We start from the raw sequence: 22,068 nt of genomic DNA, 5'->3' as shown, positions 1-22,068 counted from the left end.
GGGGAACCCGATGGCGCGAGACCGCTTCGCTCCCGACTTCGACCCCGACTGCGGGGACACCCTCCTCTCCTCGGCCCGGCACGACATCGTCATCGGCCGCTGGCAGGGCCTGCGGGAACTGCTGCGGACGACCGGTCCGGACTGGCTCGTCCGCGGCCACCGTATGCGGCAGCTGGGGCAGGCGTGCGCGGGCAGCTCCACGGTGGAGACCTGGCTGGCCGCCGAGCCGAACAGCGGTGACGCGCTGGTGCTGCGGGCGGCCACCGAGACCGCCCGGGCGTTCAACCTGGCGATCGCGGCGGGCCGGGGCACGGCGATCGACCAGCACCGCATCGACGCCGCGGTGAGGTCCTGTCTGTCCGCGGCCGAGGCGTACCTGGACGACCCGACCCCGTGGACGTCCCTGATCTCGGTGGCCCGGCTCTACCCGTCCGGGGTGCGCCGGCAGGAACTGGCGCGCTGGTGGGACGAGTTGTACCAGCGCGACCCCTACAGCATGGAGGGCCACCTCCAGGTGCTGCACTACTACTCCGCCCGCTGGCACGGCTCGCACGGCCTGATGTACGACTTCGCGCGCGACGCGGCCGGCGTCGCCCCGCCGGGCTGCGCCCTGCCGGTCCTCGTCCAGTACGCCCGCGTCGAGGAGTACCGGCACGCCGTCGACACCACCGGGGGCCGGCCGTCCAGGGTGGGCCTCGCCCAGCACTGGACCAACGACGGCGCGGTCGGCGACGTCCGCCGCACCTGGGACCGCTGGATCACCGGCCGCCCCACGGCGCCCGTCGCCCCCGGTGAACTCCGCGACGTCAACTACCTGGCCCACGCCTCCTGTTGGGCGGACATCCCCGACATGGCCGGCCCCCTCCTCACCCTCCTCGGCCCTCGGGCCACCCGGACCCCCTGGTCCTACACCGGCGACCCGGCCCAGCAACTCACCCGCTGGCGCAGGGAATGGGTCGTGCGCGCCTGAACCCGCCGGCTCCACAATGAACCATGCCCGCACCCCACCGCATCGCCCTGCTCGGCTCCGGCTTCTCCACCGATCCCGACGGCCCGCTCGACGACTGGCTGCTCGGCCACGCACGCGTGCCCCGGCCGAGAATCTGCTTCGTACCGACGGCGAGCGGCGACGCCGAGGACTACGCCGGCATGTTCCTGGCCGCCTTCCGGGACCGGGACTGCGAGCCCTCCGTACTGCGCCTGTTCCGACGCGAGTGGGACGACACGGCTCTGCGCACGCACCTCCTGTCGCAGGATGTCGTGTACGTCGGCGGCGGCAACACGGCGAACCTGCTGGCGGTATGGCGGGTGCACGGCGTGGACCGGCTGCTGGCCGAGGCCCACGACCACGGCACCCTGCTGTGCGGTGTCAGCGCCGGCGCCAACTGCTGGGCCGAGGGCTCGCACACCGACTCCTTCGGTCCGCTGACCTTCCTGCCGGACGGCCTGGGCCTGCTCCCCGGTTCGGTGTGCCCCCACTACGACAGCGAACCGGGCCGCCGCCCCTCCTACCGCCACGCCGTGGCGAGCGGCGCCCTGCCCGCCGGCTGGGCGATCGACGACGGCACGGGAGCCCTGTTCTCGGACGGCGTGCTCACCGAGACCGTCACCACCACGCCCGGCGCCCGCGTGTACCGGGTGGAATCGGACGGGCAAGGCGGCAGCACGGAGCGGGCGTTGCCCTGCCGGACCCTCGTCAGAGGGCCGCGTTAGGTCCGTCCGGGCGGGTGTTGCGGTGGTCGACCATTTCGCGGCTCAGGTCCTCCGTCTCCGGTTCGGGGAGGCGTTCGAAGCCCTCCTCCGTGATGACGGAGACGATGGGGAAGATACGGCGGCTGATGTCCGGGCCGCCGGTGGCGGAGTCGTCGTCGGCGGCGTCGTAGAGGGCCTGGAGCGCGGCCAGGGCGGCCTCGCGTCGGGACAGGTCCGGGCGGTACAGCTTCTTCAGGGCGCCCCGGGCGTACGGGGAGCCGGAGCCCTCCGCGTGGAAGGGGGCCTGCTCGTACAGGCCGCCCGCCACGTCGAAGCTGAAGATACGGCCCCGGGCGCCGGGCGGCGCGGTGAAGTCGTAGCCCGCGAGGAGCGGGACGACGGCGAGGCCCTGCATGGCCTGGCCGAGGTTCTGCCGGATCATCGTGGCCAGCCGGCGGGCCTTCGCGGCGAGGGTCATGGGAATGCCCTCGACCTTCTCGAAGTGCGTCAGCTCCACCTGGTACAGCTTCACCATGTCCAGGGCGAGTCCGACCGTGCCCGCGAAGGCGACGGCGGTGTGGTCGTCGGCCGGGTGGACCTTCTCCAGGTCGCGCTGGGCGATCAGATTGCCCATGGTGGCGCGGCGGTCGCCGGCGAGCAGGACGCCGTCGCGGTAGGCGAGGGCCAGGACCGTGGTGCCGTGCGGGAAGCTGTCCGGGGCGGCCCGGACGCCGTCCGGGAACGGCGGGCGCGTCGGGAGCAGTCCGGGGCGGTGCGCCGCCAGGAACTCGGTGAAGGACGAGCCGCCCGGTGTCAGGAACTCCTCCGGCAGTCGGCCGTCCTGCCCACGCTCACCCATGCCACTCCCCTCGCCCGCCACTCCGACATCCCCTACCTACCAGCGCCCGCCCGCCCGGAAACTCAGTCGTGCGGGAACGAGTGGTGCTCGTGGGCGATCAGCCAGCGGCCGTCCTCCTTGCGCAGCCCGAAGGTCAGCCGCAGCCGCAGGGTGGGGTGCGCGGCCAGTTCCTGGGGCGTACCGCAGCGCAGCAGCGCGTGGGCGTAGGCGACGTCGTGCCCGGCGGTGACGTCGAGGGTGTCGATGTCGAAGCGGGCGCCCTGCGCCTGCCAGGCGAAGAACGGCGGCCAGCAGGCCCGGTAGGCGGCCAGGCCGCGGATCCCCTCGTGCGGCGCCGGCACGTCGTACATGACGAGGTCCTCCGCGTGTCCGGCGAGGACGGTGTCGAGGTCGCCTCGGTGGACGGCGTCGGCCCAGCGGGTGATCAGGGTGCGGATCTGCATCTCGTCGTCGCACACGGTCGTCCTCCTCTCGGTATCTCCCCCGGGGTCTCCTGCCCGGAGACTGCGACACTCTGCTGTGTGCTCACTTTCGACGATCTGCTGCTGCGCGCCCGTTCGCTCGCCGGGGACGGCCGCCGGCGGACACTGCTGGGCATCGCGGGCAGCCCGGGCTCGGGCAAGACGACCCTCGCCGAACGCCTCGTGCGGGAGCTGGACGACGCCGCGCACGTCCCGATGGACGGCTTCCACCTCGCCGACGTGGAGCTCGACCGGCTCGGCCGCCGTGACCGCAAGGGCGCGCCGGACACCTTCGACGCGGCCGGGTACGCGGCCCTGCTGCGCCGGCTGCGGGAGGACGCGGACGAGATCGTGTACGCGCCCGGCTTCGAGCGGGTGCTGGAGCAGCCGATCGCGGGCGCCGTGCCGGTGGCGCCGACCGCCCGGCTGATCGTCACGGAGGGGAACTACCTGCTCCTCGGCACGGGCGCGTGGGCGCGGGTGCGGGCGGAGCTGGACGAGGTGTGGTTCTGCGAGACCGACGAGGAGGAGCGCGTACGCCGGCTGGTCGCGCGGCACGAGGCGTTCGGCAAGGGGCACGAGGAGGCGGTGGCGTGGGTGCGGGGCACCGACCAGCGCAACGCCGACCTGGTGGCGGGGACACGGGAGGGGGCCGACCTGGTGGTCGGCCCCCTCTGACGGTCAGTGTGCGGCGCGCAGGGTCAGCTCCGGCTCCGCGTGCGCGTCGTCCGGTCCGAGTACGGCGGTGAAGGCGTCCGTGCGCACGGCCAGGCCCTCGTCGCTCCACTCCACCGCCACCGTGAACGGCTCCTCGGTGCCGTACCGCACCGCGAACACATGCAGGTCCTCCGGCGCGTCGGCGACCGGTCCCGCCTCCAGGGCCGTCGAGGAGACCAGGTGCTTCCAGCCCTCGTCGGGGTTGCCGTAGCCGCGCGGGTCGGCGGCGAGGGCGAAGGCGGCCTGCTCCTGGGTGCGTTCGGCGCGGGCGTCGAAGTGGTCCGGACCGGCTGCCTCAGGGTGGGTGATGCGCAGGGTGCCCGCCGAGGCGACGGCCGCACTCGCCGTACGCCGGACCCGGTCGCCGTCGTCCTCGGCGTACGGCAGCCCGGCCAGCAGGTACGGCGTGCCGGCGAGGCGTTCGACGGCGACCGCGGTCCACAGCGTCGTGCCGTCGGTGACGTACAGGGAGCGCACATGCCGCAGGACGTGGTCGCGGCCGACGACCGGCTTGGTGACCAGCTTGGCGGCGAGGCCGTCGGCGCGGACGTCGCGGACGCGGACCTCGCCCATCGGGCGGCACAGCAGGAAGCCGTCGGTGACCGGTCCGAAGCCGTGCTGGCGGTGCACGGCGGCGGGCAGGTAGTAGGTGCCGGCCGCCTCGACCACCGCGGGGGTCATCCTGTCGTCGAAGGCCACCGAGACCGTGCCGGACCGCAGTTGGTGCCGTGCGGCGGCGGTGGACTGCACCCGGTGCCAGGGGGTGGTGTCCTGGATCTGCCAGACCAGCATCCACGCGAAGTGGCCGTCGACACCGCCGTCCGGCTTGACCGCGTGCCGGGCCCAGCGGCTGTCGCCGCGGTAGCGGCCCAGGTCGGAGCCGATGCGGGCGCCGAAGTAGCGCAGGCCGAGGACCGATTCGAAGGCGGAGTGCTGTTCGCTGTAGCGGGGGCCGCCGTTGTCGAAGCCGCCGCCCGTGAGGCGCGCGTCGATATAGCGGGCGAGGGCGTCGCCGTCCTCGGCGAAGACCGGTTCCCCGCTGACGAGGTGGGCCTGGGCGAGGAAGGACAGGGAGATCGGGCCGTAGTTGTTGTCGTAGGCACCGCCGTGCTCGGGTGGCAGCAGGGCGCCCCGGTCGGCGACCCGGTGGGCGCGGATCTTCTCGGCGTACAGCTCCAGCGCGCGCGAGCGGACGCCCGGGCCCTCGGCCGGGGGCAGGTGGCGGGCCAGCATCAGACCGCCGACGACGCAGCCGATGGCCTGGTTGCCGGCCTCCTGCGGGTTGAAGAAGGTCGCCTCGGTGAGCCAGGCCCAGTAGCCGCGCGCCACGTCCAGGAGTTCGGCGCGCTGTGCGTCGTCGACCAGGCCGTCCGTCGTGTCGAGGAGGTTCACCGCCTGGAGGAGCGCCCACACCGTGCTCGGCCAGTCGCCGATGGGGTGCGCGCCGGCTTCGAGGACGTAGCGGGCGTACGGCAGACCCGAGTCGCGCACCCGGAGGTTGGGGTAGCCGGGGTTGTCGTCACGGTAGACCCGCTCGCGCAGATGGAAGGCGAGGCTGCGGCGGACCGCCTCCGGCACACGCGGGTCCTTGCCGCGCTGCCAGGCCAGGGCGAGGAGGGAGGTGATGCCGAGGGAGGTGTCACCGATGTCGTCGACGCAGTCGGGGTGTTCGAGGTTGCCGTCCGGCGTGATGCGTCGCAGGGCCTGCTCGACGACGTCGGCGAGGACCGCGTCGTAGGCCTCCTGGGTGTCCGGGAGGTCGTACAGCGGGCCGCGCTGGTGGAGGAGGTGCACGGGTGGATCAGCCCTTCATGCCGGAGGTGGCCATGGCGTGGGTCGTCGGGGTCAGAAGACAGGTGCGGGACGGCGGGCACGCAGCGCGACGCTCAGTGTCCGAGGGCCGTGTCCACCGATGTAGACGCGGTTCCCGGTGGTCGCGTCGGTGCCTCCCACCACCGTGTAGTCCTGCCCCGGGTCGTACCGCAGTACGTCGCTCCGGTCCGGTCCGGCAAGCGGTTCGCCTGCCTCGACGTCGGCCTCGACCCGGATCTCGTCGTCACCGACCCGGTAGGTCATCGGCCCGGTCGTCAGGCACCAGCGTCCGTCGCCGATCGGTACGGCGCCCTCCGGCACGCCGCCCGGCCGGAAGGTCAGTTCGAGGGCCCAGGGCACCCGTGGTCCGGTGATGTCGATCCGCAGGTCGGCACCGTCTTCCCTCAGGTCCACCTCGACGCGGGTCGTGTGGGAGACCTCGCCGCGAGGCCGGTCCGGGAAGGCCATCGCGGCCGAGAAGCGTCCGTCGTCCGCCAGCCGGTAGACGCCGTCGTCCCGCCGCTGGTCCTTCGGGAGCGGCTGGTAATAGGCGGCCGTGAGGGTTTCGGTGAGCCGGTACCGGTTGTCGGCGAGCTGGTGCATGCCGGCGGCGCGGAACGGGCCCAGGTCGAAGAACCCCCGCGAGAGACGGACCGCGTCGAGGACGGCGTCGCCGGCGAACAGACGCAGGAAGGTGGGATTGCAGGCGAGGCCCGAGCGGATGCGCCGGTGCTCGGGCACGTCGGAGCCGCCGTAGAGCACCGTGTGCGCGGTGGCCGAGGCGCGTGCGGCGAGGCGCGCGGTGGTGATGTACCGGTCGCGCGGAAGTGTCTCCGCGGCCGGTGTCGGCAGGACGCGGCACAGGTCCGGGGTGAGGAGGGTCTCCGCGAGCAGGTCGGGGTCGTCGATGCCGTCGGCGGCCGCCAGCCGCGCCACCCGGGCGAAGTCGCCCCGGCCGGTGCGGATCGCGAGCAGCCGGTAGTGCGGCAGGTAGGGCGTCAGCGGGAACGGGCGGTTCTGGTCCTGCCGTCGCGAGTGGACGGTCTCCACCGTGCCGTCCGGCCTGATGAGGTCCAGGGTCGTGGCGAGATTGCGTTCGACGGCGTACAGCAGATCGGGGCGGCCGAGGACCTCGGCCAGCAGGAGCAGAGAAGGATTGGACACGTGGGCCGCGTAGTTGGCGCTGCGTTCCGAGTACAGGCCCTCCGCGTCGATGTCGACGCCCTCGGCGAGCCACTCCTCGACGCGGTCGAGCAGCCGGTCGTCCGGGAACGAGCGGTGCAGCCGGGCCAGCGCCGCGCACAGCTCCCAGCGGTGGTTCGGGGTGTGCACTCCGCCGGTCAGGAGACTGCCGGAGGCGGCACGGGCGATCTCGGCGAGCGCGGCCGTGACGTCGCCCAGTTCCGGCCCCGCGCCTGCGGCGAGGACGTGCGCGTCGCACACGTCGTTGACGGTGAACGCGGAGTCCGGTGGTGACTGCACGTTGTCGCCGCCGGCGAAGAGGCCGGTGGGTGTCTGCACGGCCCGCAGGGCGCGGAGGTGGGTCATCGTGGCGGCGATGACCTGCCTGCTGCCGTGCAGTGCCGAGTCCGTGGAACGGTACGCCGCGACCAGAGTCTTCACCCGGCGGGCCAGAGCGCGGTGGGTCACACCGGCGGGTTCCTCGTCGGGGCCGGCCGCCGGCGGGGCGGCCAGCCGGTCGGCGGCGCGGGCCACCGCGCGGACGAACTCGTGGTCGAGCGGGGTGGGCAAGGTCAGTCCTTCAGTCCGGCATTGATGTCGGCGCCCATGACGTAGCGCTGGAAGACCAGGAAGACGAGGATCAGCGGAATCATGGAGATGACCGAGGCGCCGAGCAGCACCGACCAGTTGATGTTCTGCGCGCCGACGATGCTCTGGATGCCGATCTGCACGGTGAACTTGTTGGGGTCGTTGAGCATCAGCAGCGGCCAGATGTAGTCGTTCCACCGCCACTGGAAGGACAGGATGGCGAGGGTCAGCATGATGGGCCGGGAGAGCGGCACCATGATCCGCGCGAAGATCGCCAGCTCACGCGCGCCGTCGATGCGTGCGGCTTCCACGAGTTCGTCGGGAACCGTCAGGAAGAACTGGCGGAACATGAAACATCCGGTCGCGGTGAGCACGGCCGGGAGGATGATGCCGGCGAACGAGTTGTAGAGGCCGAGGTTGCGGACCACCAGGAACTCCGGGGCGAGCATGACCTCGGACGGCAGCATCGTGGTGGCCAGGATGCAGATGAAGAAGACCTTGAGCCACTTGTTGTCGTACTTGGCCAGCGCGTACCCGGTGCAGCAGCTGACGCCCACCGTGAGGATCGTCGTGATCACGCACACGATGGCCGTGTTGATGAAGTACTGGGAGAAGTTGGCGCTGTCCCACGCTGCCTTGAAACCCGACAGGGTGGGGTTGTGCGGAACCAGCGTCAGCGGATAGGAGAACAGGTCGCTGGCCGGCTTGAGGGAGCTGAGGATGAACCACAGCACCGGAAACCCGTACAGGCACGCCATGACCCACAGCAGTGTCGTCGGGGCCACCGCCCGCCGGAGCCCGCCACTGGCCGCCCCGCGGGGCCGCTTCTTGGAGACGGCCCGTCCGGGACCGGCGTCGGCCGGGCGTGGCATGTCTGTGGTTGTCATCGGTTCTCCACCCGCCGGTTGACGATCAGCTGGACGACCGCCACGGCCATCAGGATGAGCATGAGCACGAACGACGCGGCGCTCGCGTAGCCGATCTGGCCCCGTTTGAAGCCGGTCTCGTAGATGTACTGGACGAGAAGGTTGTTCGAGGTGCCGGGTCCGCCGTTGTTGAGGGCGACGAACACCGGGTATTCCTTCATCGCGTTGATCGTGTTGAGCAGGATGACGATGAACGAGGTGGGCGCGATGCTCGGCAGCGTGATGCTGAAGAACTGGCGCCAGGGGCCGGCGCCGTCGAGTGAGGCGGCCTCGTAGTACGACACCGGCACGTTCTTGATCGCCGCGATGAACAGCAGCATCGAGAAGCCCGTCCAGGCCCAGGACGCCGCCATCACGACCACTATCAGCGACAGGTCCGCGTTCGACTGCCACGGAACGGCGCTGCCGCCGAACTTCTCGATGACGTAGTTGACCAGTCCGAAGTTCTCACCGAACATCCACCGCCACAGGACACCCACGACGATGGGCGACAGAAGCCATGGGATGAAGAAGATGACGCGCGCGACCGACCCGCCCTTGGCGTTCTTGCTCACCACCAGGTTGGCGGCGAGCAGCGAGACCACGAAGTTCAGCGGTACGAAGAGCACGGCGTACAGCAGCGTCCGGCTCAGCGCGTCGTAGAACGTGGAGTCCCCGAACAGGTTGTCGTAGTTGTCCAGTCCGATGAACTGGAACGCCCCCACACCCGTGTAGTTCGTGAACGAGTAGACGAGCCCGATCACCGCCGGCCAGACGAAGAACAGCGAGAAGAGCACCACATTGGCCGCGATGAGGACGAGCGGCGCAAGGGTGTACTTACTGCGTCTCCTGGGCGGGCTCGCGGACACGTCCGAGGCGCGTTTTGTCATCTTCCTGACTCCGTGCTGGTGGAATGGGTTCCTGTGGGCTCACGCCGTGGGCCCGGCATCACGTGGGTGCCCGAGGCCGGGCGGCGGTGTCTTGATCCCGCCGCCCGGGCCTGCCGGCCTACGCTCAGCCGCCGACCTGCTGGTTGTAGCCGTCCACGATGTTCTGCAGGGCCTTGTCGGCCGACTGCTGGCCGTTGATCGCCTTGCCGAGCTCCGTCTTGGTCGGGTCCTCGGTGAGGCTCTTGCCCTTCAGCACCCAGTTCGTCTGCGCGCTGTTGAAGTAGCCGGAGATCGGGGCGTACAGCGGGATCGACTCGTTGTACAGCTTGAACGCCGCCTGCGCCGCCTCGGACTTGAAGGGGTACGTCGGGTTCAGACCGCTCTCGACCGGCAGGAAGCCGGACGCCTCGCACAGCGCCTGGTAGTGGGCCGGCTCGTACAGCCAGGACAGGAACTTCTTCGCGGCGGCGGACGCGTCGGCGTTGTTGTTGAAGCCGACCGTCATGCCGCCGCTGTTGACGTCACTGGCCTGCACCGGCTGGGCCGGGGTCGGGACGCTCGCCCACTCGAACTTCTTGATGCTCTCCGCGAAGGCGGGCACCTGCCACACACCGGACCAGTAGGCGACGACGTCACCGCTCTGGAACATGGCGGACGGGTCGGCGCCGCTGGTCCACACCGACTTCGGCATGGTCTTGTCGTCGTTCCATCCGACGAAGGTGTTCACGGCCTTCTTGGTCGCCTCGTCCACCGAGAACTTGCCGGAGTCGTCCGCGTGGACGTACTGCCCGCCCATCTCGTAGACCATGGCGCGCAGCCGGGACGGCGACTGGTCGAAGGTCAGGGAGTACTTGGCCTTGGTCTTCTCGCGGACCTTGTCCGCCGCCTTGATGAAGTCGGTCCAGGTCCAGGTGTTCTGGGGCGAGGTCGGGACGGCGACGCCGGCCTTCTCGAACAGCGTCTTGTTGATGAACAGGCCGGACGCGGTGACGTCCGAGGGGATGGACAGCACCTTCCCGGACGAGTCCTTCGCCAGGAAGTTGGCGTTGATCTTGTTGGTCTTGTTGTTGGCGATGTCGCTGAGGTCGATCAGCTTGCTCGACCAGATCGGGTCCAGCGCCGGCACGGCCGCGACGTCGGGCAGGGAGTTCGCCTGCGCGGCGTTGTGCAGCTTCGTCGTGTAGCCGTCGTAGGGGATGTTGACGAGCTTGACGTTGACGCCGGTTTCCTTCTTGTACGCCGCCACCGACTTCTTCCAGCCCGCGTCCTGCCCCGGAACCGTGGAGATCCAGAACGTCAGGGACTTGGACGTGCCGCCCGAGTCGGAGCCTCCTCCACAGGCGGAGAGCAGCAGGGCACCTGCCGTGGCAACGGCAGCGAGGGGAACCACACGGCGTATGCCGCCGCGGCCGAGTCGGCTGGAGCGCCGCACACCCACATTGGTCATCTTCGATCCCTTGTTTCTTGTAGGGGACGGAGCACGGCGCCGACCGAGGCGGCACGGGTGCATTTTGCAGGAAATCCGCTTTCCGAGGGCGCGGCCTCGCCCGGCCGCGTCATCCTGACGGGCGAGGGTCCCCGGCCGCTGTGGCCGTCGCCGCACAAGCACGCCCTGGTGCGGTTGCCGTACGTCGAGTACGGGCGGGACGCTCATCCCCAAGCCGGTGTCCCGACCGACTTAGAAAGCGCTTGTCCGGACATTGGCAGACTGAGTCGCGGGCCGTCAATCCTTGGTTCCCGCGGCATCGGTCACGGTTTGGACTCCCCGGGCGACCGCGAGCCGCGCGGCGCCCGCGACGGTGCCGAAGTCGCCGACCGTGCTGCTGACCACCTCGGTGGGCCAGCTCAGCCGGGCCAGCTCGGCCCGCACACCGGGCAGGAGCTGCGGATCCGAGCCGGTGCTGCCGCCCAGCACGATCAGTCCGGGATCGAGGACGGCGATCACGGCGGCGGCGAGCCGGCCCACGTCCGTGGCGTGTCTGCCGACGACCGCGCGAGCGGTGGCCGTACCCGCCCCGGCCAGCGCGAAGAGCCGTTCGGTGGAGCGCGGGCACGGGCCGTCCGCGAGCTGCCAGGCCTCGGCGGCCCGGCGCAGCAGGGAGCGGGCGCCGATGTACTCCTCCAGGGCCTCCTGGTGCGGCTCACGGCCGTCGTCCCAGGGGTAGGGCAGCCGGGACAGCTCACCGGCGGCGCCGTTCGAGCCGCGCAGCACCCGGCCCCCGACAACGATGCCGAGACCGATGCCCACGCCGATCCGCAGATAGCCGAAGGTGTGCCGGCCCCGGGCGGCGCCCTCGTGCAGTTCGGCGAGCGCGGCGCAGTTGACGTTGTTCTCCAGGTGGACCGGGACGCCCGGCGGCAGGGCGACGGCCACGGCGTCGAAGACGGGCCCCGCCTTGGCGGTGGCGGGACGCATGCCGCTGCCCCGCCCGTCCTGTGCGGCGACGTCACCGACGGCGACGACGATGGAGCGCAGCGGCAGGTCGGCGGGCAGCGCGGCGAGCGCCTCGCGTACGGCGTCGGGGGCGTCCTCGCGGGAGGTGGTGACCTCGGCGAGCAGGGCGCCGTCGAGAGCGCAGCCCCGCACCCGGGTGAGGGCGGGGCCGAGGTCGACGGCGAGTACGGCGCCGGCGGCGGGCCCCAGACGGTATACGGCGGCGGAGCGGCCGGTGCCGCTGGAGGCGGTGCCGGAGTGCGCGGCGAGCCGGGCACCCTCCAGCTCCGCCACGGCGCCGGACACCGTCGGCTTGGACAGCCCCGCCAGGCTCGCGAGCTGCGGCCGGGTCGCGCTGCCCGCCTGAGCAAGCACGGCGAACACCGCGCTCGCGCTCTCCGTCAGGCGGGGGGCTTCCGCCACGTCGTGTTCCACAGTTTCCCCCACACGGGTACCGGGTGCCGCGCACCCGGCCGAGGGGTCCCGGCGGGCTGCGGCAAATGTCGGGTGCGCATCTGCTCTTGACGCACTGTACTTCGTTAGTTAATTTCCTAACGAACTCCACGGTACTCGTCTGCCGTGCCTCGTCAGAGGCCCGTCCCGGGGCTTCCCTAGCTCACCGAAGTGATCAACTCAATCCCCCTCGGCCACGGTTCGCCTGCCGTCACGGTCGGACGAAAGAGAATCCGTGCAGGACTCCCCTTCCTCGCGCCCGCTCGTGGTCGGCGTCGACGTGGGCGGTACCAAGACGCATCTCCGCGCCCTCGCGGGCGGGGGTGTCGTGGCCGACCACCGCCGCGCCAGCGGCGGCTGGCGGCCGCACGACCCGGCCGCCGCCGCCCGCTGGCTCGCCGGTCTCGTCCAGGACGCGCTCCCCGAGGGCGCACAGCCCGCCGCGCTCGCCGTCGGCGGGCACGCCTGCGAGACCCCCCGCCAGTGCGCGGGGATCCGCGACGCGCTGCGAGAACTCCTCGGGGTGCCCGTGCTGGTCGTGGGCGACGCCGAGCTTCTCGTTCCCGCCGCCGGACTCGCCAAGGGGGTCGGCCTGGTCGCCGGCACCGGCTCGGTCGCGGTGGGCCGCGCACCCGACGGCGACCCCGTCCAGGTGGGCGGCTGGGGCGCGGTCCTCGGCGACGAGGGCGGCGCCGCCGGTCTGGTCCGGGAGGCGGCCCGCGCCGTATGGGCCGCGCACGACCGCGGTGAGGAACCCGACGCCCTCGCCCGCGCCCTCGTCGCCGCGTTCGGCGTGCCGGAGGTCCCGGCGCTCGGCGCGGCACTGGAGGGCGCCTCCGACATCTCCGCCGAGTGGGGCCGGCGCTCCCCCGCCGTCTTCACGGCCGCCGCCGACGGCTCCGCGCTCGCCAGCACGGTGATCGCGCGGGCCGGTGCGGATCTCGCCGCGCTCGTCGTCCGGCTGGCCGCCCGCGGGGTGCCGGCCGACGACGTCGTGGTGGCGGGCGGCACCGTGCTCAACCAGCCCGCGCTGTATGAGGCGTTCACCGGAGCACTCGCCGAGGCCCTGCCCGCATCGCGCCCGCGGCGGCTCGAAGTGCCCCCGGTCGAGGGCGCGGTGGCCCTGGCGCGTTCTCTTCTGTGAACCGCACGCCGCCCGTTCACCCGGGGGACATGCCCCGGCCGCCGGGTCATCGCGGAAGAGACACAACCCGGCCGTAGATCTTCGCTCGTACGCATCATCCGGCTCACAAGTCATCAGAAGGCTTGCGGACCGCGTCTGATCGCATCTCCTCCCCCGCCGCACCGCCGAAGAACTCAAGAGAGGCACTCCCATGCCGTCATCCGCCGTGAACAGAAGGCGCTTCCTCAAGGTCTCCTTCGGGGGGTCGGCGGCCCTGGTCGCCGCCCCGACGCTGGTCTCCTGGCTGGGCGCCGCCGACGCCAAGGCCGCCACCAGCCTGCCGTTCGTCGACGACTACAAGACGAACCTCACGACCAACCTCACCCCCGAGACCAACGCCGTGGTGCGGATTCTCGGCGGCTTCGCCCAGGTGTGGAAGACAGGTTCCGCGTGGAACACCGGTACGCCGCTGCGGCCCGAGATCCTGCGCGCCAACGTGCGCTACTCGATCAAGATCACCAAGGCCCGCACGGAGGCGCAGGGCAGGGAGGCGTTCGTCTACGACCGCCAGCACCAGAGCTACGCCATGATCGGCGGCCTCGGCCCGCTGGCCGCTCTCTACAGGACCGGCGCCAAGGCCGTCACCTCGATCACCAGCGCGCCCGACACCACACCGGCCACCACGATCAACGACGCGGTGCCCGCCGACGCGCCCGCCGGTTCCGCGATCGGCGCCGGCTCCTACACCTCCGACCTGGGCCAGGTCGCCAAGCTGGTCGACACCGTGCGCGGTCCGTACGCCTCGGGCAACCCCGGCAAGTACGCCTTCCAGTACCCGCGGCCGTGGCGCATGAACGAGGACAGCCAGGTCGTCGACACCGGGAAGACCGACGCGCTCGGCTACCCGGTGTACGACTCGAAGGTGGTCGTGGTCCCGCAGCTGCTGCGCCAGCGCAGCACCTCCCCGGTCGACGACGGCGGCTTCCCCAGCGGCCACACCAACGCCTTCCACCTGGCGTCGCTGGCGTTCGCGTACGCGGTGCCCGAGCGTTTCCAGGAGCTGGTGACCCGCGCCCTGGAGCTGAGCCACACCCGGATCGTGGCCGGCATGCACTCCACGATGGACGTCCTCGGCGGCCGCGTCATGGCCACCGCGCTCGCCGCGGCCACCCTCGCCGACCCGGCCAACGCCGACCTCAAGGCCGCCGCCCGCGCCCAGGCCCTGGCCTACTTCACCGCGCAGACCGGCACCACCGCCGACACCCTGGCCGCCTACGCGCACTCCGACGCGAGCGACGCGTACGCCGACCGCGAGGCCAACCGGCGCGCCAACGAGCCCCGCCTGACCTACGTCCTGGACCGGCAGGGCGCCAAGACGCCGCTCACCGTGCCCAAGGGCGCCGAGGTGCTCCTTGAGACCCGCCAGCCGTACCTGACCGCCGAGCAGCGCCGCGCGGTGCTGCGCACCACCGCACTGCCCTCCGGGTACGTGCTCCTTGACGGCTTCGAGCAGTGGGGCCGGCTCAACCTGTTCGCCGCCGCCGACGGCTTCGCCTCGTTCGAGTCCGACGTGACGGTCACCCTGGATGCGTCGAAGGGCGGCTTCCACGCGGCCGACGCCTGGCGCAACGACATCGACGGCAAGGGCGGTCTGACCAAGCTCGGCTCCGGCACCCTGACTCTGACCGGGCACAACGACTACCACGGCGACACCGTGGTGGAGGCCGGCACGCTCGTCGCCGGGCACGCGAACGCCCTCGGCCGGGGCGACGTACGGCTCACCGGCGGCACGCTCCGCGCGGAGCTGCCGGTGCGGGTGCGCGGTGCCTGGACGCAGTCGAAGGGCGCGACGCTGGACCTGCCGCTGCGCCGCGACCACGGCGCGGTGCTCACCGTCTCCGGCCGGGTCACCCTGGGCGCGGGCTCGGTGCTGTCGCTGCGTCTGGACGCCGGGCAGCCCGCCGTCGCCGGGAGCGTCGTCCCGGTGATCGCCGCCCGCCCGCTGCGCGGCCAGTTCGACAAGGTGGAGCTGACCGGGGTGAACTCCGACAAGCTGCGGGCCGTACCTGTCTACACGACGGACGGTCTGTCGGTACGACTCCTGAAGCGGTAACGCCCCAGGTGGCGGGAGCTGGTGCACAGTGGCCGGTATGGCCATTCCCGACGGCTCCCGCCACCGCCCCCGGCCGTCACCGCGGGGCGGATGATGACGAGCGCACAGCACACGGACACGGCCACGGTCCTGGCACCGGTCTCCGACCCGGCAGGTCCCCCACCCCGGCGCCGGCGGTGGCTGGTACCGCTGCTCGTGGCCGTGCTGCTCGGCCAGCTGGCCGTGGCCATGGCCACCACGGCCCTGCGGCAGACACCGACCATCGACGAACCGGTGTACGTCGTCGCCGCGGCCGACTACCTGCACGAACACCGCGTGCACTACAACCCCGAACACCCGCCCCTCGGCAAGCTCGTGATCGCCGCCGGCGTGGCGATCGCCGACCCGCACCTGGACCCGGACTTCACCGGCGACCAGACCGAGGCGGGCCGCCATCTGCTCTACGAGTCCGGCAACGACCCCTGGCGGGTGATGTTCTGGGCCAGGCTGCCGGTGATGCTGCTGACGCTGCTGTTCGGCCTGGTCGTGTTCGCCTTCGCCCGCGACCTCGCCGGACCCGGCCCCGCGGTGGCCGCGCTCGCCCTGTACGCCCTCTCCCCCGATGTGATCGCCCACGGCTCGCTCGCGACGCTGGACGTCCCGACGGCGGGCTTCCTGCTGACGTCGGCGTGGCTGCTGTGGCGGGCCCGCGCCGGCCGGCTCCGGCTGTACCTCCCCCTGGCCGGGGCCGCGCTGGGCGCCGCGCTCGCCACCAAGATGAGCGCGCTGCCCGCCGTACCCGTGCTGATGGCCCTGGCTGCCTGGTCGGTGGGGCTCCGGCAGGTGCGCAGGGCGCTGACGGCGGCGGCCGTGGTGGCGCTGTCCGCCGTGGCCGTCGTATGGCTGACGTATCTCGTGGTCGACCCGAGGCTGCGCTGGGATCCGCAGCAGGCGGACGCGCAGGTGCCCGTGGTGCACGGACTGCGCGGGCTGCTGGTGCGGCTGCTGCCGTTCCCCGAGGCGTACCGGGACGGCATGCGGATGCAGTTCGGGCTGGAGAACGCGCCCTGGCAGGGCTTCCTGTTCGGGCGTCTGTACACCGGCTCGCTCTGGTACTACCTGCCGGCCGCGCTGCTGGTGAAGACCCCGCTCGGCGCGCTCGCCCTGTGGGTGGCCGGCGCGGTGGTCCTGGTGGCGGTACGGCGGCTGCGGCCGGCGGCGCCCTATGTGCTCGTCCCGGCCGCCGTGCTGCTGGCCTCGGCGATGACCGGGTCGCGGGACTTCGGCACCCGGTACGCGATCTTCCTGCCGATGTTCCTGGCGGTCGCGGGCGGCTGCGTCCTGGCGGTGCGGTGGCGGTGGGCGCCGGTGGTGACCTGGGCGGCGGTGGCGTTGGTCGCCGTCAGCTCGCTGCGGACGTACCCCTATTACCTGCCGTACTCCAACGAGGCGTTCGGCGGGACCGCGAAGACGCATCTGCGGCTGCACGACTCCAACGTGGACTGGGGCCAGGACCTCGGCCTGCTCGCGGACCGGCTGGACGCGCGGTACGCGGGCCGGCGGGTGTGGCTCGTCTACAAGGGCAGCGGGGTGCCCGCGTACTACGGCATCCGGGCCTCCGATCCCCGTAGGGCACCCCTGGACGAGGTGCACGGGATCCTGGCGGTGTCGGACTCCGCCGTGGCCAAGGCCAGGGGCCGGCTGGCCCAGCTGATCCGTACCTCCGACGCGATCGACGAGGTCGGTCACTCGATCACGATTTACCGCCGGTGAGCGCGACGGAGTGTGCGGCGGGCGGCTTCTCCGGCACCCTGTCGAACACAGTCCGTGAGCTATGTTGAGCTGCGTGGGAGACAAAGGAGGCGCACCGGTGCCATCGCCTCAGCAGGCACGTGCACAGGCGTCCGCGATCACCTCGGGCAAGACGGATCCGGAAGTGGAGGTGTCCCCGACCTCCCGGCTCAGGGCCCTCTTCGACGGGCCCCATCTGTCCCCGGGCCAGCGGCGTATCGCCCAGTATCTGATCGAGCACATCACCGAGGCGGCATTCCTGTCGATCACCGACCTCGCCGACCGGGTCGGGGTGAGCCAGCCCTCGGTGACCCGGTTCGCCGCGGCGGTCGGCTTCAGCGGCTACCCGGCCCTGCGTGAGCGGCTCCAGTCGATCGCGCTGGGCACGCTGGCCGCCGGCGGACCCGCGGCGGCCGAGGTGAACGGCAGCAACGAGCTCCAGGCGGCCGTCGACGCGGAGATCGAGAACCTGGAGAACCTGCGGCGCGACTTCGCCGACCCCGACCGGGTCATCGAGGTCGGCAGCAAGCTGTCGCAGTCGACCCCGCTGACCATCCTGGGTCTGCGGATCTCCGCCTCGCTCGCCGAGTACTTCGCCTACGCCGCCCGCCGCGTCCACCCGGACGTCCGGCTGGTGACCCGGGGCGGCAGCGTCGCCTACGACGCGCTGCTGCAGTCCCGGGAGGCGGGCGGGACCTGGGTGCTGGCGTTCTCGATGCCCCGGCACGCGCAGGAGACGCTCACCGCCGTACGGGTCGCGCGCAGCGCCGGTCTCAAGGTCGCGCTGATCACCGATCTGGCGCTGGGGCCGGTGGCCGACGAGGCCGACGTCACCTTCGCCACCGGCACCGGGTCCCGGCTGGTGTTCGACTCCTACGCGGCGCCCGGCGTGATGGCCGCCTCGCTGCTCCAGGCGATGTCGGACGCGGGTCCGGAGCGGACGCAGGCACGGCTGGAGGAGTACGAACAGATCGCGGAGCAGCACCGGTTCTTCCTGCGTGAATGACCCACCCCCCCTTCTTCGAAAGTAATAAAGGGATCATTGCGGGCATTTCTCGCATGAATGTTTTCATGCTCCTTGCAAAGAAGACGGCATATATAAATACTGCTCACGCCGCACCCGGCATCCGCACACCCGGAAGCGATGACCATGACTCTGACGACGACGCAGCGCATCAGCCCGGACTGGCCGTGCCAGGTCAAGACCCCCGGCAGCTACGACTGGGAGCGCTCGGCCTCGAAGTGGCTGCGCGAACTGGTGCCCGCACGCTACGCGAGCTACCCGGTGCTGCTGCGCCACCCGGTGCTGCTCGCCCGCCACGCCCAGCTCCAGGTCCAGCAGGAGGTCCGGGTGGCCCGTACGGCGCTGCAGACCGCGCGCGCCGATCTGCCGAGGCTGGGGATGCCCGAGTCCGTCATCGAGCACACCATCAAGGTCTACGCGGCCGAGCTGAGGCAGCTCCAGCACATCGCCCGCAGCGTCCGCGCCGTGGCCGAGGCGCTGGTGGAGCACCACCACCCCGGGCGCTGAGGCCGAAGGGCGGCCCCAGGCCCCGGGTGTGTGTGCCGGGTCAGCCGCCGGTGCGGGACTCCAGTGCCTGACGGGTGTCGTCGCCGTAGACGCCGTCCTCGTCGCCGCGGATGCCGTACCAGAGCTGGAAGCGGGCCACGGCCTCGGTGAGGGTCGCGGTGAACGCGCCGTCGGTGGCGCCGTCGCGGTACACGTCCGGGATCCGCAGCAGCCGCTCCTGGAGGTCCTTCACCTCGGTGCCGCTGTCGCCCTCACGGAGGGTGCCGGCCCCGTCCGGATCCGGGTCGGCGGACGGCGACTCGGTGGCCGTCCGGCTCGGCACCGGCGTGGGCTGCACCGTCTCGGCCGCCGCCTCGCCGCCCCGGCCCGGCACCAGCAGGGCACCGGCGAAGCCGAGCAGCGCCGCCGCGCACACGCCGACCACGACGGCCGCGCGGCGCAGTCCGCTCCCGGATCCGTCGCGGTCCCGGTCCCGGTCCCGGTCCCGGTCCCGCAGGGGCGCGGTGTCCGCCGCCGCCGGGCCGAATCCGTACGCGGCCCGCTTCTGCCGGCTGGTGTCGTTCGTCGGCCCGGGCCCGTCTCCGGCCCGCGCCGCCCGCTTCTGCCGCTTGTCAGCCGTCGGACCGGGGCCCTCTCCGGCCCGCTTCTGGCGCTTTTCGCCCGCCGGCCCGGAGTCCTCTCCCGCGCGCGCCGCCCTCCGGCCCCCCGCCGCCGCCGCGGACGCGTAGCCGGCCCGTGGCGCCCGCCGGCGACCGTCCGTCCTCGCCGATCCGTATCCGGGCCCCGATGCCGAGGCGGACCGGGGACCGGGCCGTTCCCGGCCCGCGGCGCCCCGGTCGTCGGCCGCCCAGTCGCTGCCGCCGCCCGGCGTCGAGGCCGCTCCGGGCCGCGGGCCCGTCGGTGGCAGTTCCTCGGTCTCCGCCTCGCCGCCCTCCGGGACGACCGGCATACGGATGGACTCGTACGAGCCGTTGTCCACGGCCGTCTGGGCCATCTCGGTCAACTCGGTCAGCTCGCGGACGAGCTCCGCCAAGGCGTCGGTGTTCCGTGGCCGCAGGACCCGGATGGGTTCCACGACCCGTCGTTCCTGTGGCTCTCCGGGTTCGGCCGGTGTCGGCACGCTGGTCTCCCTCCGGGCAGTGTTCCCCGGGGAGAGATACGCGCGTTCGGGCGTCCGGGTTCAGCGGTCCGGCCTCGAGGCCCGACGGAAATGTGGGACGAGAGGGTCGTACGATGACGGGACCGGTCGTTTCCTCCTTACACGTACTCCTTACGTTCTCCTGAAGGGCCCGCCCACTCCGTGACCACCGCAACTCTCCTCGACGGAAAAGCCGCCGCCGCCGACATCAAGAACGAACTCGCCCTCCGGGTCCAGGCGTTGAAGGAGCGCGGGATCAACCCGGGCCTGGGCACGATCCTGGTCGGCGACGACGCGGGCAGCCGTTCCTACGTGGGCGGCAAGCACCGGGACTGCGCCCAGGTCGGCATCGCGTCGATCCGGGTGGAGCTGCCCGCCGACGCCTCCCAGGCCGATGTCGAGGCCGCGGTACTGCGGCTGAACGCCGACCCGGCGTGCACCGGCTTCATCGTGCAGCTGCCGCTGCCCGCGCACATCGACACCCACGCCGTGCTGGAGCTGATCGACCCGGTCAAGGACGCCGACGGTCTCCACCCGACGAACCTGGGCCGGCTGGTGCTGGGCATTCCGGGGCCGCTGCCGTGCACCCCGCGCGGCATCATCGACCTGCTGCGGCGCAACCACGTGGAGATCACCGGGCAGCAGTTCTGCGTCATCGGCTGCGGGGTGACCGTCGGGCGTCCGCTGGGCCTGATGCTGACCCGCGCCACCGAGCACGCCACGGTGACCCTGTGCCACGAGGCGACCCAGGACGTCGCCGCGCACGCCCGCGAGGCCGACGTGGTGGTGGCCGCGGCCGGTGTCGCGCACATGGTCCGGCCCGACTGGATCAAGCCGGGCGCGACGGTGCTGTCGGTCGGCCTGACCCGTACCGTCGAGGGCGTCCTGGGCGACGTCCACCCGGACGTCGGCGACGTCGCCGGTTCGTTCGCGCCGCCGATCGGCGGGGTGGGCCCGATGACCCGGGCGATGCTGCTGACCAATGTGGTGGAGGCGGCCGAGCGGCTCTGAGCCGGTCACCCCGTGCGAGGCACTCGGTTCCCCGGCTGGAGGGAACTGAGTGCCATCGGTGCCGCTCAGGTGTTACGTTCCCGTCCATGAGCGCCACTGACAAGGCGGAGGCCAAGCCACCCATGCGGGACGCCCTGGTGGCGTCGGCCTTCCAGCTGTTCCTGGAGCGGGGCTACGAACAGACCACCGTCGACGACATCGTGGCCCTCGCGGGCGTCGGCCGGCGGTCCTTCTTCCGCTACTTCCCCTCCAAGGAGGACGTGGTCTTCCCCGACCACGAGCGGTGCCTGGCCGATATGACCGCCTTTCTCGCCACGAGCGAGGAGAGCGCGGAACCGGTGGCCCGCGTGTGCGACGCCGCCCGCCTCGTGCTGCTGATGTACGCCGAGAACCCGTCCTTCTCCGTGCAGCGCTACCGGCTCACCAAACAGGTGCCGGGCCTGCGCGCCTACGAGCTGTCGGTGGTGTGGCGCTACGAGCGCGAGCTCGCCGCCTACCTGCGCGGCCGCTTCGCCGACCGGTCCGACGGGAGCCTGCGGGCCGACGTGATCGCCTCCGCCGTGGTCGCCGCGCACAACAACGCCCTGCGCTCCTGGCTGCGCTCGGACGGCCAGGGCGACGCGAGCGCGCCGGTGGACCGCGCGCTGGGGTACGTACAGGCGGCGTTCGGCGCTGCGCCCCTACCGATGGCGACGGCGACGGTGACACCCCTCGATCAGCCGGACGACGTGGTCGTGGTGGTCTCCCGGCGGGGGGCGCCCCTGTGGCGGGTGGTGCAGGAGATCGAGACGACCCTCGGACGCGAGTGAATCCGCTCAATATTGGGGGTACGCAGTACCTTTACGGCTGGCACTGAGTGCCATAACCTGAGCGCGTGCACGGTGGCACGGTGAACCGGGCACGTCCGTGCACGGGTGAACCGCGCACGTGGTATTCCGGCCCAGGGCAGGGAGTTGACCAGCGTGTACCACCTCTCAGGAAGCGCCGTTCAGCGGGTATCCGGCGGCACGGCCGGCCTGCTCGACCGCGCGCACGTCGACGGCGATGCGATCCTCTTCCAGCGCTGCACCTGGTGCGGCACCTCCATGTACCACCGGCTGCTGTGCCCGGTGTGCCAGGGCAGCGACCTCCGTACGGAGCGCAGCGAGGGCACCGGGACGGTCCGCCACTCCACGGTGGTCCACCGCAACACGCCGTCCGCGCGCAATGTGTCGCTGGTCGAGATGGCCGAGGGCTTCGTCGTGCGCGGCCGGGTGATGGGCCCGCTCATCGGCATCCACAGCGGCGACCGCGTCCGCCTCTCCACGGTGAAGGACCCGGTACGGGGCGAGCCGGTCTTCCAACTGCTCGACGAGCCGTACCGGGCGTGGCACTGAAGCGTGTTCCTCC

General features: G+C 71.9%; 20 protein-coding genes. 11 read left to right on the top strand and 9 right to left on the bottom strand.

Annotated features, from left to right (window positions below):
* Nucleotides 1-10 precede the first annotated feature (10 nt).
* Nucleotides 11-970, top strand: coding sequence for a hypothetical protein (locus ACFPIH_RS18645; protein WP_381163675.1), 960 nt, complete (start codon nt 11-13; stop codon nt 968-970).
* Between the two features lie 23 nt (nt 971-993).
* Nucleotides 994-1,713 (top strand): Type 1 glutamine amidotransferase-like domain-containing protein, encoded by a 720-nt coding sequence (locus ACFPIH_RS18640; protein ID WP_381163678.1) that lies wholly within the window; start codon nt 994-996, stop codon nt 1,711-1,713.
* Here the strand turns inward: ACFPIH_RS18640 and prcB are convergent.
* Both prcB and ACFPIH_RS18630 read right to left on the bottom strand, forming a co-directional pair.
* Entirely contained in the window at nt 1,697-2,551 is an 855-nt protein-coding gene (gene prcB, locus ACFPIH_RS18635) for a proteasome subunit beta (RefSeq protein WP_381163680.1), read from the bottom strand. The genes ACFPIH_RS18640 and prcB overlap by 17 nt on opposite strands.
* Nucleotides 2,552-2,613: 62 nt before the next feature.
* Nucleotides 2,614-2,994 carry a nuclear transport factor 2 family protein gene (locus ACFPIH_RS18630; RefSeq protein WP_381164608.1) on the bottom strand — a complete coding sequence of 127 codons (381 nt, stop codon included), beginning with the start codon at nt 2,992-2,994 and terminating at the stop codon, nt 2,614-2,616.
* Nucleotides 2,995-3,072: 78 nt separating this feature from the next.
* Between ACFPIH_RS18630 and ACFPIH_RS18625 the strand changes: the two genes are divergently transcribed.
* A complete protein-coding gene (locus tag ACFPIH_RS18625; protein ID WP_381163683.1) occupies nt 3,073-3,690 on the top strand; it encodes a nucleoside/nucleotide kinase family protein in 618 nt (205 codons plus the stop codon).
* 3 nt (nt 3,691-3,693) lie between these two features.
* Here ACFPIH_RS18625 and ACFPIH_RS18620 read toward each other — a convergent pair whose 3' ends face one another.
* The 6 genes from ACFPIH_RS18620 to ACFPIH_RS18595 form a co-directional block, all read right to left on the bottom strand.
* The gene (locus ACFPIH_RS18620; RefSeq protein ID WP_381163686.1) at nt 3,694-5,523 is read right to left on the bottom strand and encodes a hypothetical protein; all 1,830 of its coding nucleotides are present in this window, start codon (nt 5,521-5,523) and stop codon (nt 3,694-3,696) included.
* A gap of 51 nt (nt 5,524-5,574) precedes the next feature.
* Entirely contained in the window at nt 5,575-7,293 is a 1,719-nt protein-coding gene (locus tag ACFPIH_RS18615; protein WP_381163688.1) for a hypothetical protein, read from the bottom strand.
* Between the two features lie 2 nt (nt 7,294-7,295).
* On the bottom strand, nt 7,296-8,198 hold the full coding sequence (locus ACFPIH_RS18610) for a carbohydrate ABC transporter permease (RefSeq protein ID WP_381163691.1): 903 nt from the start codon (nt 8,196-8,198) through the stop codon (nt 7,296-7,298).
* Entirely contained in the window at nt 8,195-9,106 is a 912-nt protein-coding gene (locus ACFPIH_RS18605) for a carbohydrate ABC transporter permease (protein WP_381163694.1), read from the bottom strand. The genes ACFPIH_RS18610 and ACFPIH_RS18605 overlap by 4 nt, the downstream gene beginning before the upstream one ends.
* Nucleotides 9,107-9,230: 124 nt before the next feature.
* Nucleotides 9,231-10,553 (bottom strand): extracellular solute-binding protein, encoded by a 1,323-nt coding sequence (locus ACFPIH_RS18600; protein WP_381163697.1) that lies wholly within the window; start codon nt 10,551-10,553, stop codon nt 9,231-9,233.
* A 276-nt stretch (nt 10,554-10,829) separates the two neighbouring features.
* Complete coding sequence (locus ACFPIH_RS18595) at nt 10,830-11,963, bottom strand: ROK family transcriptional regulator (RefSeq protein WP_381163699.1); 1,134 nt, start codon at nt 11,961-11,963, stop codon at nt 10,830-10,832.
* Between the two features lie 265 nt (nt 11,964-12,228).
* On the opposite strand from ACFPIH_RS18595, the gene ACFPIH_RS18590 reads away from it, so the two are divergent.
* From ACFPIH_RS18590 to ACFPIH_RS18570, 5 genes are all read left to right on the top strand, one after another.
* A complete protein-coding gene (locus ACFPIH_RS18590; protein WP_381163702.1) occupies nt 12,229-13,137 on the top strand; it encodes an N-acetylglucosamine kinase in 909 nt (302 codons plus the stop codon).
* Nucleotides 13,138-13,327: 190 nt separating this feature from the next.
* Nucleotides 13,328-15,229: a phosphatase PAP2 family protein gene (locus ACFPIH_RS18585; RefSeq protein ID WP_381163704.1), complete on the top strand. Its 1,902-nt coding sequence runs from the start codon at nt 13,328-13,330 to the stop codon at nt 15,227-15,229.
* Between the two features lie 90 nt (nt 15,230-15,319).
* Nucleotides 15,320-16,981: a phospholipid carrier-dependent glycosyltransferase gene (locus ACFPIH_RS18580; RefSeq protein ID WP_381163707.1), complete on the top strand. Its 1,662-nt coding sequence runs from the start codon at nt 15,320-15,322 to the stop codon at nt 16,979-16,981.
* A 97-nt stretch (nt 16,982-17,078) separates the two neighbouring features.
* A complete protein-coding gene (locus ACFPIH_RS18575; protein ID WP_381163710.1) occupies nt 17,079-18,005 on the top strand; it encodes a MurR/RpiR family transcriptional regulator in 927 nt (308 codons plus the stop codon).
* Between the two features lie 138 nt (nt 18,006-18,143).
* The gene (locus ACFPIH_RS18570) at nt 18,144-18,530 is read left to right on the top strand and encodes a hypothetical protein (RefSeq protein ID WP_381163713.1); all 387 of its coding nucleotides are present in this window, start codon (nt 18,144-18,146) and stop codon (nt 18,528-18,530) included.
* 40 nt (nt 18,531-18,570) lie between these two features.
* Here ACFPIH_RS18570 and ACFPIH_RS18565 read toward each other — a convergent pair whose 3' ends face one another.
* On the bottom strand, nt 18,571-19,605 hold the full coding sequence (locus ACFPIH_RS18565; protein WP_381163716.1) for a peptidoglycan-binding protein: 1,035 nt from the start codon (nt 19,603-19,605) through the stop codon (nt 18,571-18,573).
* A gap of 225 nt (nt 19,606-19,830) precedes the next feature.
* On the opposite strand from ACFPIH_RS18565, the gene ACFPIH_RS18560 reads away from it, so the two are divergent.
* From ACFPIH_RS18560 to ACFPIH_RS18550, 3 genes are all read left to right on the top strand, one after another.
* A complete protein-coding gene (locus tag ACFPIH_RS18560) occupies nt 19,831-20,679 on the top strand; it encodes a bifunctional methylenetetrahydrofolate dehydrogenase/methenyltetrahydrofolate cyclohydrolase (RefSeq protein WP_381163719.1) in 849 nt (282 codons plus the stop codon).
* Between the two features lie 122 nt (nt 20,680-20,801).
* A complete protein-coding gene (locus ACFPIH_RS18555) occupies nt 20,802-21,488 on the top strand; it encodes a TetR family transcriptional regulator (RefSeq protein ID WP_381164611.1) in 687 nt (228 codons plus the stop codon).
* A gap of 153 nt (nt 21,489-21,641) precedes the next feature.
* The gene (locus tag ACFPIH_RS18550) at nt 21,642-22,055 is read left to right on the top strand and encodes a Zn-ribbon domain-containing OB-fold protein (protein WP_381163721.1); all 414 of its coding nucleotides are present in this window, start codon (nt 21,642-21,644) and stop codon (nt 22,053-22,055) included.
* The last annotated feature ends 13 nt before the right edge of the window (nt 22,056-22,068 follow it).

The sequence above is a fragment of the Streptomyces vulcanius genome, assembly GCF_042653945.1.
In the GTDB taxonomy this organism is placed as follows: Bacteria; Actinomycetota; Actinomycetes; order Streptomycetales; family Streptomycetaceae; genus Streptomyces; species Streptomyces mangrovi.
Note: the sequence above shows the minus strand (reverse complement) of the source record. Positions and strands in the feature narration are given on the sequence as shown.

Excerpts from the sequence above, each read along its gene's own strand:
- ACFPIH_RS18640 (WP_381163678.1), top strand. The coding sequence starts at position 994 with ATGCCCGCACCCCACCGCATCGCCCTGCTCGGCTCCGGCTTCTCCACC.
- ACFPIH_RS18630 (WP_381164608.1), bottom strand. The coding sequence starts at position 2,994 with ATGCAGATCCGCACCCTGATCACCCGCTGGGCCGACGCCGTCCACCGA.
- prcB (WP_381163680.1), bottom strand. The coding sequence starts at position 2,551 with ATGGGTGAGCGTGGGCAGGACGGCCGACTGCCGGAGGAGTTCCTGACA.
- ACFPIH_RS18570 (WP_381163713.1), top strand. The coding sequence starts at position 18,144 with ATGACCATGACTCTGACGACGACGCAGCGCATCAGCCCGGACTGGCCG.
- ACFPIH_RS18605 (WP_381163694.1), bottom strand. The coding sequence starts at position 9,106 with ATGACAAAACGCGCCTCGGACGTGTCCGCGAGCCCGCCCAGGAGACGC.
- ACFPIH_RS18645 (WP_381163675.1), top strand. The coding sequence starts at position 11 with ATGGCGCGAGACCGCTTCGCTCCCGACTTCGACCCCGACTGCGGGGAC.
- ACFPIH_RS18555 (WP_381164611.1), top strand. The coding sequence starts at position 20,802 with ATGCGGGACGCCCTGGTGGCGTCGGCCTTCCAGCTGTTCCTGGAGCGG.
- ACFPIH_RS18610 (WP_381163691.1), bottom strand. The coding sequence starts at position 8,198 with ATGACAACCACAGACATGCCACGCCCGGCCGACGCCGGTCCCGGACGG.
- ACFPIH_RS18585 (WP_381163704.1), top strand. The coding sequence starts at position 13,328 with ATGCCGTCATCCGCCGTGAACAGAAGGCGCTTCCTCAAGGTCTCCTTC.
- ACFPIH_RS18580 (WP_381163707.1), top strand. The coding sequence starts at position 15,320 with ATGATGACGAGCGCACAGCACACGGACACGGCCACGGTCCTGGCACCG.
- ACFPIH_RS18600 (WP_381163697.1), bottom strand. The coding sequence starts at position 10,553 with ATGACCAATGTGGGTGTGCGGCGCTCCAGCCGACTCGGCCGCGGCGGC.